Source organism: Variovorax multivorans (assembly GCF_051216835.1).
Classification (GTDB): domain Bacteria; phylum Pseudomonadota; class Gammaproteobacteria; order Burkholderiales; family Burkholderiaceae_C; genus Variovorax.
This window is the reverse complement of the sequence record NZ_JBPJZL010000024.1, coordinates 24,145-37,225: the sequence shown is the minus strand read 5'-3', so window position 1 is coordinate 37,225 and position 13,081 is coordinate 24,145. Positions and strand designations below refer to the sequence as shown.

Annotated in this window: 12 protein-coding genes; 2 read left to right on the top strand and 10 right to left on the bottom strand. The window is 66.7% G+C overall.

Annotated elements, in window-relative coordinates:
• Positions 1 to 18: 18 nt before the first annotated feature.
• Entirely contained in the window at positions 19 to 1,233 is a 1,215-nt protein-coding gene (locus tag ACSFCA_RS34420; RefSeq protein WP_435462673.1) for a CaiB/BaiF CoA transferase family protein, read from the bottom strand.
• Positions 1,234 to 1,457: 224 nt separating this feature from the next.
• Between ACSFCA_RS34420 and ACSFCA_RS34415 the strand changes: the two genes are divergently transcribed.
• Entirely contained in the window at positions 1,458 to 2,228 is a 771-nt protein-coding gene (locus ACSFCA_RS34415; RefSeq protein ID WP_435462672.1) for an IclR family transcriptional regulator, read from the top strand.
• Here the strand turns inward: ACSFCA_RS34415 and ACSFCA_RS34410 are convergent.
• The 6 genes from ACSFCA_RS34410 to ACSFCA_RS34385 form a co-directional block, all read right to left on the bottom strand.
• On the bottom strand, positions 2,152 to 3,339 hold the full coding sequence (locus ACSFCA_RS34410) for an alpha-hydroxy acid oxidase (protein WP_435462671.1): 1,188 nt from the start codon (positions 3,337 to 3,339) through the stop codon (positions 2,152 to 2,154). The genes ACSFCA_RS34415 and ACSFCA_RS34410 overlap by 77 nt on opposite strands.
• Positions 3,340 to 3,343: 4 nt before the next feature.
• A complete protein-coding gene (locus ACSFCA_RS34405) occupies positions 3,344 to 4,264 on the bottom strand; it encodes an SMP-30/gluconolactonase/LRE family protein (RefSeq protein ID WP_435462670.1) in 921 nt (306 codons plus the stop codon).
• Positions 4,265 to 4,273: 9 nt separating this feature from the next.
• A complete protein-coding gene (locus tag ACSFCA_RS34400) occupies positions 4,274 to 5,242 on the bottom strand; it encodes a Bug family tripartite tricarboxylate transporter substrate binding protein (protein WP_435462669.1) in 969 nt (322 codons plus the stop codon).
• A gap of 45 nt (positions 5,243 to 5,287) precedes the next feature.
• Positions 5,288 to 6,916, bottom strand: a complete 1,629-nt coding sequence (locus ACSFCA_RS34395) for a thiamine pyrophosphate-binding protein (protein WP_435462668.1) — start codon at positions 6,914 to 6,916, stop codon at positions 5,288 to 5,290.
• Between the two features lie 5 nt (positions 6,917 to 6,921).
• Complete coding sequence (locus tag ACSFCA_RS34390; RefSeq protein WP_435462667.1) at positions 6,922 to 8,418, bottom strand: aldehyde dehydrogenase; 1,497 nt, start codon at positions 8,416 to 8,418, stop codon at positions 6,922 to 6,924.
• A 74-nt stretch (positions 8,419 to 8,492) separates the two neighbouring features.
• Entirely contained in the window at positions 8,493 to 9,449 is a 957-nt protein-coding gene (locus tag ACSFCA_RS34385) for a Bug family tripartite tricarboxylate transporter substrate binding protein (RefSeq protein WP_435462666.1), read from the bottom strand.
• A 108-nt stretch (positions 9,450 to 9,557) separates the two neighbouring features.
• On the opposite strand from ACSFCA_RS34385, the gene ACSFCA_RS34380 reads away from it, so the two are divergent.
• Complete coding sequence (locus ACSFCA_RS34380) at positions 9,558 to 10,424, top strand: HpcH/HpaI aldolase/citrate lyase family protein (RefSeq protein WP_435462665.1); 867 nt, start codon at positions 9,558 to 9,560, stop codon at positions 10,422 to 10,424.
• A gap of 29 nt (positions 10,425 to 10,453) precedes the next feature.
• Here the strand turns inward: ACSFCA_RS34380 and ACSFCA_RS34375 are convergent, their stop codons facing one another.
• Genes ACSFCA_RS34375 through ACSFCA_RS34365 form a run of 3 tightly spaced genes read right to left on the bottom strand, consistent with a single transcriptional unit; the run spans position 10,454 to position 12,808 of the window.
• Positions 10,454 to 11,329 carry an amidohydrolase family protein gene (locus ACSFCA_RS34375; RefSeq protein WP_435462664.1) on the bottom strand — a complete coding sequence of 292 codons (876 nt, stop codon included), beginning with the start codon at positions 11,327 to 11,329 and terminating at the stop codon, positions 10,454 to 10,456.
• A 21-nt stretch (positions 11,330 to 11,350) separates the two neighbouring features.
• The gene (locus ACSFCA_RS34370; protein WP_435462663.1) at positions 11,351 to 12,316 is read right to left on the bottom strand and encodes a Bug family tripartite tricarboxylate transporter substrate binding protein; all 966 of its coding nucleotides are present in this window, start codon (positions 12,314 to 12,316) and stop codon (positions 11,351 to 11,353) included.
• A gap of 27 nt (positions 12,317 to 12,343) precedes the next feature.
• The gene (locus ACSFCA_RS34365; protein ID WP_435477476.1) at positions 12,344 to 12,808 is read right to left on the bottom strand and encodes a cupin domain-containing protein; all 465 of its coding nucleotides are present in this window, start codon (positions 12,806 to 12,808) and stop codon (positions 12,344 to 12,346) included.
• Between the last annotated feature and the right edge of the window lie 273 nt (positions 12,809 to 13,081).

Sequence of the window (13,081 nt, the reverse complement as noted above, 5' to 3'; positions counted from 1 at the left end):
ACAAGGGGGTGCGGGCCGCTACACGACAGCCGCGGGCTGCGCCGCTTCGGCCGCGGTGCCGGCGGCGAGCAGCGCGTCGATCTCGTCGGCCGTGTAGCCGGCCTGCTGCAGCACTTCGCGTGTGTGTTCGCCCTGGCGCGGGGCTGCGCGTGCGACAAGGGGTTGGCTGTGCTGCCAGGTGATCGGCATGCGCATCGTGCGGATCGGCCCCTCGCTCGGGTGCTCGACCGTCGAGAAGAAGCCGGTCGCCTTCAGGTGCGGATCGTCCAGGACGCTCTGCAGGTCGTGCATCGGCATGAACGGCACGTCGGCCCGCTCGAGGATCTCGATCCACTCGGCGGTCGACTTCTCTTCGAAGATCGCACCCAGTTCGCCATACACGTGGTCAATGTGGCGCGAGCGGCCGGCGTAGGTGGCGAAGCGCTCGTCCTGCAGCAGCGTTTCGCGACCGACCGCGTCCAGGAAGCTTTTCCAGTGCTTGTCGTTGTAGACCAGGGCGCAGATGTAGCCGTCGCTCGTGCGGTACGGGCGTCGCTCGGGAGAAAGTTGCCGCGCGTAGCCCCCCGCGTCCAGCGGCGGTTCAAAGGTCAGTCCGCCGAGGTGGTCACCCAGCACGAAGGCGACCATGGTCTCGAACATCGGCACGTCGACACGATCGCCCCGGCCGGTGCGGTGGCGCGCCAGCAGGCTCGCCAGGATGCCGCCGACCGCGGTCTGGCCGACGATGCGGTCGGCCAGCGCCGTGGGCGCGTAACGCGGGATGCCGCCCGAGGCGCGGGCGATCAGGTGGGGCAGCGTGGCGCCGCCCTGGATCAAGTCGTCGTAGGCGGGCCGGGCGGCATAGGGGCCATCCTGGCCGAAGCCGAACAGGCCGGCATAGACGATCAGCGGGTTGATCGCGGCCACGTCTTCGTAGCTCAGGCCCAGACGGGCCATGGCCTGCGGCCGCACGTTGTACATCAGCACATCTGCGTCGGCGATCAGGCGCCGGAGCGCCGCCAGACCGTCTGCGCGCTTGAGATCGAGAACGATGCTGCGCTTGTTGCGGTTGGCGTTGAGGAAGACCGGGCCCATGCCCTCGTGGCGCACCGGACCGATCTGCCGCACCAGGTCGCCCTGCGGTGCTTCGACCTTGATCACGTCCGCACCCATGTCGCCCAGCGCCTGCGAGGCGAAGGGCCCCATCAGCACGGACGTCATGTCCAACACCTTGATTCCGGCAAGTGGTCCCATGGTCTCCTGGCGTGGCCGCCACTGTCGTGACGGCCATCGCTATCATTCATGTATGTGAACAAATCATACGCACACATGAACACACGCACAAGGCTGCCGCGATCCGGAGATACCCCGATGAGGGCCTGGGGCAGCTTCCGCGCAGCGCCGCGAAAGGCGTCGGGTACAGTGCGCATCCCGCTTCTCCACCCCGCGCCCTCGCCTTTCGCGCGGGCTTTTACGCAGTGATCGTCAAGCAAGCCGCCAACGTCCTGGACCTCATCGAGTTCTTCGCGGCGCACCGCCGTCCGGCCACGCTGGCCGAGATCGCGAAGCACTTCGATTGGCCGCGCTCCAGCACCTTCAATCTGCTCGGCACGCTGGCCGCGCGCGGGTTCCTGTACGAGCCGCGCGCCCGCGGCGGCTACTACCCGGCGCCGATGTGGGCGGCCTTGATCCGCGAGATCGAAGCCGCCCAGCCCATTCCGTCCGAACTTCACGGCCTGCTGGAAACACTGGTTCGCGAGACAGGCGAGACGGCCGTGCTCGCGGCGGCAAGCGGGGCGCATGCGCTGTTCCTGGACGTGATCGAGTCGCCCCATGCCATTCGCTACACGGCGCAGCCGGGCAAGCTGGTACCGTTGCACGTGACCGCCACCGGGCGCGCCCTGCTTTCGCAGATGAGTGCCGAGGACCGAGCGGCGATTTTGCGCAAGGCCGAGTTCAAGCGCTACACGGCGACAACGCTGATGACGGCGGATGCGGTCGAGCAAGAAGTCGACGCCTCGCGCAAGCTGGGCTGGTTCGAGGGGCGCGGCGAGTTCACGAACGACCTCGGCGGCGTCGCCCTGCCCCTGCGCCTGCCCGACCGGCAGTTCGCGGTGCTGGTGGCGGGCCCGATGATGAGGATCGAGCATCGGATCCCCGAGTTCGTGCGCATCACGCAGGACGCAATTGCACGGCAACTGTCGGTGCGACCGACGGATTCCAGAGGTAGCGCGGGCCGAGGTCGGTGACGAGCGGGCATCCGATCTGGCCGAGTGTCAGGTCCAGCTCGCCGCGAAGGATATCCAGCGCCCGCTGCGCGCCTTCGGCGCCGAAGGCGGCCAGGCCATAGGCCGCGGCGCGGCCCGCGAAGCACATCTTGGCGCCGAGGCTGAGCGCCACTGCAATGTCGGATCCGCGGCGGATGCCGCTGTCGAACATGACGACCAGCTTCTCGCCGACCTCGGCAACGACCTCGGGCAGCGCATCGATCGCCGCGACGCTGCGGTCCAGCTGCCGCCCACCGTGGTTCGACACGATCACACCGTCCACGCCGGCTGCGGCCGCAAGGCTGGCGTCCTCCGCGGTCAGGATGCCCTTGAGCACCAGCTTGCCCTGCCATTGCGCGCGCAGCCGCTCGATCAGCGCCCACCGATGCAGCGTCGGCACCTGCGTGGCGTAGAAGGCGGTCAGCTCGCGTGCGCTCGTGGCCGGCGGCGCATAAGGAACAAAGTTGCGCATCACCGGAAGGCCGTTTCGCAGATAGCGCGCGACCCACGCGGGATGCTTCAGCGACTCCAGGATCATGCCCGCCGTCGGCTTGTACGGCCGCACCCAGCCGCTGCGGATGTTGCGCTCGCGCTTGGAATGCAGCGGCACGTCCACCGTGACGACGAGCGTCCGGACGCCGGCCGCGCTCGCGCGCTTGAGCAGATCGCGCTCGATCTCCGGGTCCTTGCAGGGGTAGAGCTGCAGCCAGCTGTCGGGGCAGCGGCGGGCGACGTCTTCGATCGAGCCGTTGCTCGCGCCCGAGAGCACGAAGGGAACGACGGCCTTGGCCGCCACCTCGGCGAGCACCAGGTCGCCGTCGTGCCGGACCATGCCCAGCATGCCCATCGGCCCGATGCCGATGGGCGACGCGTAGCTGCGGCCGAAGACCATCACCTGCTGTGAGCGCGCGGAGATGTCGACCAAGTAGCGCGGCCGCAGCTTGCGCTGGCGTATGCGCATCGAGTTCTCGGACAGGCACTCCTCGTCGTCCGCGCCGCCTTCCAAGTAGTCGTAGATGACGCGCGGCAGGTAGGCGCGGGCCTGCGCCTGCAGGTCGCCGATGCTCAGGCACTTGTTTGCTTTGGCTGCCATGGCGTCAGGACGAAGTCCGTTGGACCTGCGTCGGCGCGCCGGCCGTGTCGACATCGGCCACGAGCACCTGCGTGCCGGCGGTGACGAAAAGGCGCTTGCGGTCGCGGCCGCCGTAGGCGCAATTCGTCGTCATCCGGCTTCGGGGCGCGTCGAGCCGCAAGACCGGCTGGCCGACCTCGTCGAAGATCCACACGGCACCGAGCCCGACATGGCACACCGCAATGCCACCCGTCGCATCGAGCGCGAGCCCGTCCGGACCGCCGCCGCCGGACAGCTGGATGTACGTGCCGACCTTGGTGACCAGCCCGTGCTGCTCCACGAGCGGCACGCGCCAGATCGCGTTGGCCCGCGTCACTGCCACGAACAACACGTCTTCATGCAGACTGAGCACCAGGCCGTTCGGGCTGGGCACGTTGGACAGCAGGCAGTCGAGGCGGCCCTCGGCCGTCAGCCGATAGACCTTGCCCGTGGGGTCGTGCAGGCCCGTCTGGCCCTGGTCGGTGAAATAGAGATCGCCGGTCGAGGAGAAGCTCAGGTCGTTGACGCCCTTGAAGCGCTGGACGAGCGCGCGGTCCAGGTAAGGCTCGACCTTGCCCGTGGCGGGGTCGAAGACCATGATGCCGTTCTTGTTGTCGCAGATGAAAGCGCGGCCATCCGCGTGGAAGGCGAGTCCGTTCGGTTCTCCGTCGTATTCGAGCTCGCAGCTCATCAGCCCGGTCGGATCGATCTTGAACAGCCGTCCCCAGGGAATGTCGACCACCCACAGGTTGCCGTGCGCATCAAAGGATGGCCCCTCCAGAAAGGCCGGTGTCTCGGCGCCGTGCAACTGCACGTTCACCCAGGTCGAGGACTTGCCGCGAACATGAAATTTCTCGGGGACGTCGGCAAAGACTTCCAAAGTCTTTCGCGGTGGCGGTGAATACATGACGTCTCCTCAGTCCATCCTGATGCCGAGATCCTTGGCCAGCGGCCCCATGTAGGTGCTCTCGGACTTGATCAGCCGCTTGAAGTCCTCGGCACCGAGCCACATCGGCTCCAGGCCAAGGCTTGCCATGCGCTCCTTGAGATCAGGCATGGCCAGAACCGCCTGCAGATCGGCAGCGATCTTCTTCTGAATCTCCACAGGCAGGCCAGCAGGGGCGAGAACGCCGTGCCACACGGGGGTCTCCGAATTCTTGAGTCCGATTTCGGCCAAGGTGGGTACATCGGGAAGCAGGGAGATCCGCTTGGCGCTGTTGGTCGCCAGCGCACGCAGCTTTCCGGACTTCAGGAATGAGGGATAAGCCGGCACACCATCGAGTCCCACCTGAATCTCGCTGGACAGCAGCCCCTTGGTGACGTCCGCCCCACTCTTGTACGGCACATAGGTGACCTTCAATTCAGCGTCCCGAATGAAGCGCTCGACGCCCAGCTGAATGCCCACATTGCCGCTGCCGATCGTCACCACGCCGGGGTGCGCCTTCGCATAAGCGATGAGTTCCGCCATGGTCTTCGCGGGCAGCGATTCGTTGGCCACGAAGATGAGTGGTACGGAGGCGATCACGCTGATGGGCGTGAAGTCCCGCGACACGTCGTACGGAAGCTTCGAGAACGTGAACTGATTGAGCGTCAGCGTGGAATTGATGGCCTGGAACAGCGTGTATCCATCGGGTGCTGCGCGCGCTGCTTCGACCGCAGCGATGGCGGTATTCGCGCCAGGCTTGTTGTCGACCACGACCTGCTGGCCCCAGCGGTCGCTCAGCTTCTGCGCGATGTTGCGTGCGGTCGCGTCGGCTGTGCCGCCGGCCGCGAAGGGCACGATCCAGCGGACCGGACGATTGGGCCACTGCGCCGGCTGGGCCTGCGCGGACAGCATGGTGGCGCCGATCAGCGCCGCCAGCCAGATGCGGAATCTCGTCTTCATGGTGTCTCCTTGGTGGGTTGTTTTGTTCGACGCGAACCGCGGGGCCTATCCCCGGAGCGCCTCGGCCTGGGCGCGGTAGCCCGAGGGGTCGACCTGCACGTCGATGAGACATGGCCCATCGGTCTGAAGTGCGGATGCGAGGGCCTGTTCGTACGCTTCGGCCGTGCGCGCGGTGAATGCGGTCATGCCGAAGCCGCGCGCGACGCTGGCGAAGTCCGCACTCGGCCAGACGAAACCGGCTTCGGCCATGTTGCGGTTGCGCTGCTTCAAGGCGATGAGCGACAGCGCGCTGTCGTTGAAGACGATCACGCAAAGCCTCGCGCCGCACTGCGCGGCCGTCGCGAGTTCGCCCGCACACATCATCAGACCGCCGTCGCCGGTGAAGGCGATGGTCGGCACCTCCGGCGTGTTCAGCGCACGCGCGATGCCGGCAGGCAGCGCGAAAGCCATGGTGGCGAGCCCGTTCGAGATCAGCGCACTGCCGGGCGAACGCGCGCGCCAGAACGCCATGGCCGAGAACATGTGCGCGCCGGCATCCACGGTGATGCAAGCGCCCGCGGCCCCTGCGGCCGCGAGCGCCATTTCCACGACCTGGGGCGGGGTCAGCCCGGGGCCTCCGCCGGGGTAGGCCAGGCGTGCGCTCATGTCATGCTTGAACGACGCGATCTCCTCGTGACGCCAATCCGACGCGCCACAGGTCGGGAGCAGCGACTCGACGCCGGAAGCAAGGCGTCCGTAGAGTCCGGCTGCCGCTTCGACGTAATGGACCGGGTGCCGCACCAGCGCGATGTCGATCACCGGCGCGGTGTACGGCCAAGGGCGTCCGATGAGCTCCACCGGATCGAGCCCGCACAGCACGATCAGGTCTGCGGCTGCAATGCACTCGCCCTCGGCCGCGCCGCCGGTGAAATGGCCGACCACCCATTCGGCCTCGTCGCTGACGATTCCCTTGGCCTTGTAGGTGGTGAGCACCGGGCAGCGCAGGCGCTGCGCCAGCGCGAGGACCTGCGCCGGTGCGCCTTCGTCGCGCGCCTCGAGGCCCACGAGCAGCACCGGCCGCTTTGCGGCGCGCAGCAATGCGGGTGCGTCGCCGACGACCGTGGTTTTCAATGCGAAAGAGGCTGCTTCGTCGATGAACCGGTTGCGGACCTCGGCCGTGGCGACCGGGCGGCGGGCGTTCTCGCCGGTCAGCTCGATGTGCACCGGACCCCACGGCGCCGAAAGCATCGTAGTCACCAGCGCTTCGAGCTCGGTTGCGGGGTCGTCGGATTCGAGACGGGAACTCGCCTTCACCACCGGTGCCGACATGGCGCGCTGGTCGAATACCTGGTGCGTGTCGAAGGCCTGCTGGCGGGTCGTCCAGCCATCGCTGACGAACAGCACCGGCGCGCGGTCCAGCGAGGCATGGGCCACGCCATTCATCCCGCTCGCGGTACCGGGCCCCTGCGTCGTGATCGCCACGCCGAAGCCGTTGCGGATCTCGGCATCGGCCGCGGCCATCAGCACCGCGGCGGTCTCGGTCCGGCACAGCCGGAACGCGATGCCCTGGCAGGCCAAGGCCTCAATCAGGTCGAGCGAACTGCCGCCCCCGGGCACGCCGAAAGCATTCTTCACGCCGTGCCACGCGCAGACCTGCGCTACGACCGAGGCCACGGTGATGTGCGACGTCGCCATGCTGTTCAGACCTTCAGCACGAAGGGGTCCTGGATCTCGTCGCACAGCTCGCACCAGACGCTCTTCGTCTGCAGGAACTGGTCGACCGATTCCATGCCGTTGACCCGGCCGATGCCGCTGTCCTTGTAGCCGCCGAAGGGCGAGTTGAAGGCCATCGCGCGGTAGGTATTGACCCAGACCGTGCCGGCCTGCAGTCGCTTGGCCATGGTGTGTGCGCGGCGCAGATCGCGCGTCCACACGCCCGCGGCCAGGCCGAACTTGGTGCCGTTGGCCAGCGCCACCACCTCGTCGTCGTCGAGGAAGGGCGTCACTGCGAGCACCGGACCGAACACCTCTTCGTGCATGAGCGGGTTGTCGGCTTTCAACCGGTGGAGGATGGTGGGTTCGAAGAAGAAGCCCTGCTCCAGGCCGGGCACGCTGGCGCGACGCCCGCCGTAGAGCACCTCGGCACCGGCATTCACCGCCTTCGCCACCATGGCCTCGTTCTTCTGCAGCTGTACCGACGTAGCCGCCGGACCCATCTGCGTGTCGCCCAGCAACGGGTCACCCAGCTTGATGGCCCTGGCGCGCTGCGCGACGCGCTCCACGACCTGGTCGTAGATGCTCTCGTGCACGTAGGCGCGCGACCCTGCGATGCAGGTCTGACCGGCCGCGGCAAAGATTCCCGACAACAGGCCGACCACGGCGTTGTCGAGCGCGGCATCCGCGAACACGATGTTGGGGCTCTTGCCGCCGAGTTCCAGCGTGCAGCTCGCCAGGCGCGCACCGGCGCGAGACGCAATCACGCGGCCCGCGCCATCGCTGCCAGTGAAGCAGATCTTGGCAACCATGGGATGGTCGACCAGTGCTTCGCCGGCACTTCGTGCACCGGTCACCACGTTCAGCACGCCCGACGGAATGCCGGCCTCCTCGGCCAGACGAACCAGCTCGAAGGCCGAGGCCGAGGTCACCTCGGACGGCTTCAGCACCAGCGTGTTGCCGGCCGCCAGCGCTGGCGCACAGCTCATGATGGTGAGGAAGGTCGGCGAGTTCCAGGGCACGATCACGCCAACCACGCCCAGCGGCTCGCGCAGCGTGTAGTTGAGGACGCTCTGCCGTTCCAGTGGCACGACGCGGCCTTCGATCTTGTCGGCCAAGCCCCCGAAGTAGTAGAGCCACTCCTTGGCGATATTGGCCTGGGTCCGCATCTCGGCGAGCAGCTTGCCGTTCTGGCTCGTCTCGAGCTGGGCAATCACCTCGGCCCGGCCTGCGATCTTCTCGCCCCAGGCCATCAGCAGCCGGCCGCGGCGCGTGGCGGACAGCTTGCCCCAGGGACCGGACAGCGCCTCGTGCGCGGCCTGCACCGCCGCGTCCACATCGCTACCGTTGGAGTCGGCAAAGCTTCCCCATTCGGCGCCGGTCGTCGGGTTGATGCTCGCGAAGCGCCGGCCGCTGCGGGCCGGCACGGCGCGGCCGCCGATGTGGTTGTCGAATGCGTGGTCGGCATCTGTGGTCATGGACATGTCTCTATCTCTCCTGCAAGTTGTTGCTTCGGGGCGAAGGCGCGCCCGACCGGCGCGAATCGCTCGCTCACGAATCACTCCGGCTTGATGCCCGCGCCTTGCACGGCGGCGCCCCACGCGCGCTGTTGCGCGGCGACGAGCTCGGACAGTTCCTTCGGGCTGCTGGGCCGAACCTCCAGGCCCATCGCAGCCATGCGTTGGCCGACTTCCGTATTGGCAAGGACCCTGGTCAATGCGGCGTTGAGCTTGTTCACGACATCGGTCGGTGTACCGGCCGGGGCGAGCAGGCCGCCCCAGTTGGAAAAGTTGAAGCCAGGGAATGCCTCGCCCACGGCAGCGAGTTCAGGCAGCACCGGCGAACGCTCGTCCGCCATCACCCCAATGGCACGCACTCGCCCACCTTCCACGAAGGAGCGCGCGGAGCCCCAGTCGGTGAACATGAAGTCGACCCGCCCGGCCGCCAGGTCGGTCACCGCATCGGGAGAGCTCTTGTACGAAACTTCCGTGGCATCGAGCTGGGCCAGGCGCTTGAAATGCGCGGCACCTACCCGCCCAGACGCGTTCCCATAGCCGTAGAACGCCGAGCCTTTCCTGCGCACGTGCGCGACCAGTTCTGCAGGCGTCTTCGCCGGCGAGTTCGCATTCACCAGCAGCACGAAGGTGTACGTGTTGAGGCCGCCGACGGCGGTGAAGTCCTTGATCGGGTCGTAAGGCAGGTTCTTGGTGAGGAAGAAGCTCGTCGAGTGCGTGGAAGAGCTCCCCATGCCCAGCGTATAGCCGTCGGGGGGCGCCTTTGCGAGCGCCATCGTGGCGATCTGGCCCAGCGCGCCGACCTTGTTCTCGATGACAACCGGCGTGTTGAGTTCGGGCTGAAGGTACTGGCCGATCAGCCGCGCGAGGATGTCGCCGCCGCTGCCCGGACCGAAGGCCACGATGATCTTCACGGGCTTCGAGGGGTAGGTGTCGGCCTGCACCGGCCACGCGGCGATCACAAGAAAGCCCAGAAGGAAGGCGCGGAAAAGCTTGCACATGGGGTCTTTGGCTCCGTGTCTACCCAGAAGTTGTACGCACAACTATGTTAAACTTCATGGCGTGCACTGGTCAAGCACCGTTTGCAAATTCATAGGGCAAACCATAGTGTGAACCCGTGGCTTTCTTTTTTTATACGTACAACTTGTCGAAGGCAATTCGTGCTGGCAGAAAGACTTTCAACCACCTATCTCTTCGTTCCCGGCGACAGGCCGGAGCGCTTCGACAAAGCGTGGGCGAGCGGCGCGGACACCGTGGTGCTCGACCTCGAAGATGCGATTGCAGCGGACCATAAGGCTGTCGCACGTTCTTGCGTGGCCGAGACGCTTGGCGACTCTGCGCGCAGGGCCTGCGTCCGCATCAACGGCATCGACACACCGTGGTTCCAGGAAGACCTTCGCCTCCTCTCGCTCCCGGGCGTCGCATGCGTGATGCTTCCGAAGGCCGAAGGCCCCGAGGCGCTGGCTGCGGCCGCCGCTGCAGCAAAGGGCACCGTGCATCTCATTCCCCTGATCGAGACCGCGCGCGGGCTGGCCAATGCCTCGCGCCTCGCCGAATGCCGCAGCGTGCTCAGGCTCGCATTCGGATCGATCGATTTCCAGCAGGATCTCGGGATCGAGGGCGACGGCGACGAGCTGCTCTTCGCACGCTCGCAGCTGGTGCTTGCCTCGCGCCTCGCTCAGATCGGTGCGCCGGTCGACGGCGTCACGCTCGCGGTCAAGGATGCGGCGCAGGCCAGTCAGGACGCAACGCGCGCGCGGCGTCTCGGCTTTGGCGCCAAGCTCTGCATTCACCCCTCGCAGGTCGCGCCGATCCGGCAAGCCTTCGAACCCGATTCGCAGACGATCGCGTGGGCACGGGGCGTCCTGGCTGCGGCGGCCGCGACCTCGGCCGGTGCGCTGACCTACGAAGGCAGGTTGATCGACAAGCCCGTGATGGACCGCGCGCGCGCCGTGCTTGCCCGCGCGGGCGCGTAATTGGAGCTGGCGCGCTCGGCGCCGCGCCCTCAATCCTTGAACCCGTAGAGACGCTGCGGGTTGTGCACCAACACCGCCTCGCGCGCGCGCGGGTCGGGCACCCAGTCGGCCAACAGATCGAGCAGATCGCCCGTGTTCGGCATCGTCCCGCGGAAGCTGACGTGCGGCCAATCCGAGCCCCAGACGCAGCGCTCAGGCGCGGCTTCGGCCAGCGCCTGAGCGAGGGGGACCGTGTCCGCGTAGGGCGGCCCCGCGCGCGACAACCTGAAGCCTCCAGAGAGCTTGACCCATGCACCGTCGCGCACCATTTGCAGCAAGGCGCGGGCGCCCTCCTCCATGCCCGGACCCGCATTCACATAACCCATGTGGTCGAAGACGGCCGGCACACGCAGCCTGGCCATCTTCGCGGCGAGGGACATCAATTGGCCGGGCTCGACGAGGAACTGCAGGTGCCAGCCGAGCTCGGCGCACAGGGCCTCGTAGCGCCCGAGATCGGCAATGCCCACGCCGCCGCCTGTGGTCGTGTTCAGCCGCAGCCCGGCGACGCCGGCCTCCTGAAGGCGGTGCAGTTCGGCGTCCGGCAGGTCCGGGCGGATGACGGCGATACCGCGCAAGCGCTCGCGATGCGCCTGCAACGTTCGCAGCATCAGGCTGTTGTCGGTGCCATGCACGCTGACCTGCACGAGAACGCCTCGGGCCAGCCCGGTCGCCTCGAGCATCCGCAGGTAGGCACTTTCAGGTGCAGGCCGCGGCGTATAGCTGCGCTCGTCGATGTATGCGCTGCCGATCACATGCGCATGCGTGTCGACGGCGCCTTCGGGGAGGCGGTAGCGGCGCGGCGGGTGCGGAAAGGCATCCGCCGCGGGATCGACCTGGAACCGCTCCTGCCCATGCGATGAAGCCATGCGAAACGCGCCCTCCTCCAACTAGCCTGCCTTGATGCGCCCGTCCGCCACCATCTTCTGCATGAAGTCGTTCTCTGCGCGCATCGTGCGTTCGTAGACCTGCGCCGTCCCCCAGAAAACGGACGAACCGACCTTGAGCATTCCCGCCTTAAAGCGTGCGTCTTCGACGGCCGCACTGGCCGCGCTCTGGAGCGTCGCCACCACCGCGTCGGACGTGCCGCTGGGCGCCGCGATGCCGAGGTAGGTGGTGACGTCGAACGGCTCCTTGCCCAGGGTGGAGATGGATGGCACGCCCGGAAGTTGTTCGAGCGGTGCGCCGAACACCGCCAGCGGGATCAGATCACCGGATTCGATGTACGGCTTGGAGGTCGAGACCTGGTCCGCGGCGACTTCGATCTGACCGGCGAGCATGTCCTGGAGCATCGGGCCGGAGCCCTTGTAGGCGATGCCGTTAAAGCTCAGGCCGGCAACCATTTCGAGGTCCAGCATGGCCAGGTGGTTCGGCGTTCCGAGACCGCTGTAGCCCATCGACACCGCGCCCGGACTCCCCTTGGCGAGTTGAACCACATCGGCGAGTGACTTGAACCGGCTGCCCTTCTTCACTACCAGCACGAGCGGCGTCTTGCTCACGAGGCACACGGGCCTGACGTTGGACAAGGTATAGCCCACCTTCACCAGGTGCGGCGTGACAGAGAAGACGCTGGGCGCAGAAAACAGCAGCGTGTGACCATCCGCGCGCGAGCCGACCACGTGCGTCGCCCCGACGGCGCCGCCGCCGCCGCCCTTGTTGTCCACCACGACCGACTGCCCGATCGTCCTGGACAGCGCATCCGCGAAGAGGCGCGCCGTGAGATCGGCGTTGCCACCGGCGGCATACGGGACGACGAGCGTGATCGGGCGCGAAGGAAAGGCCTGCGCGAAGCTCAGCCCGGCCGAAGGTGCGACGAGGGCGAGCCCCGTTGCCTGCAAGAAGGTGCGACGGTCCATTGTCTTGTCTCCAGTTGTGTGCAGGTCTCAGTCGGGAGCGAAGAACGCGCCCGCCTTGAACACCGTCGGTTGTGCAGCGACGCCGTTCGCCTTGGCGTCGCCTGCCGCGTACTGACCGCCAGGGTCCTTGCGGCTCTTCAACGCCTCGCGCGGGATCGAGAACCTCGGATCGAGATCGGTGGAATCTTTTACCGGCCCCGCGCCGACCCTGAACATCACAAGGTTGCCGCCCGCCTCGTTCGCGTGGAAGCGGTACTGGGTGCCGCGCGGCACCATTACGCCTTCGAAGGCCCGCACCGAGGACGTGCTGCCATCTCCGAAGGAGAAGCTTGCCTCGCCCTGAAGCACCAGGAAGACGTGGTCCTCGATGTCATGGCTATGAAGCGCGTTCTCGCCGCCGCTCGAATAGACCTTCGAGTGCGCCCAGAGCATCGGCGCCAGGCCGAGCAGCTCCATGGTCGCGCCGCCCTCGAGCAGGGGCAGGTTGCGCATCGAGAAGACAAGTTCCGACGCCTTGGAAGGCGCATCTGCAAGTGTTGTCACGAACGAACTCCTTTCGACTGGCACGAAGCTTCTCATGCTGCATCGCACTATTTGTACGGACAACATAATCTAACAGATCAGCACGTGCAAAAGGCCCGGGTTAACACCTAAATCTCGCATCGCTTCTTCGTTGGCAATCCGACTTTGGCGAGCGCGAGACAGAACAACATTGTGTGTTGACAAGCTCATTCTTCATTCTTTATAGTTGTACGTACATCTAAG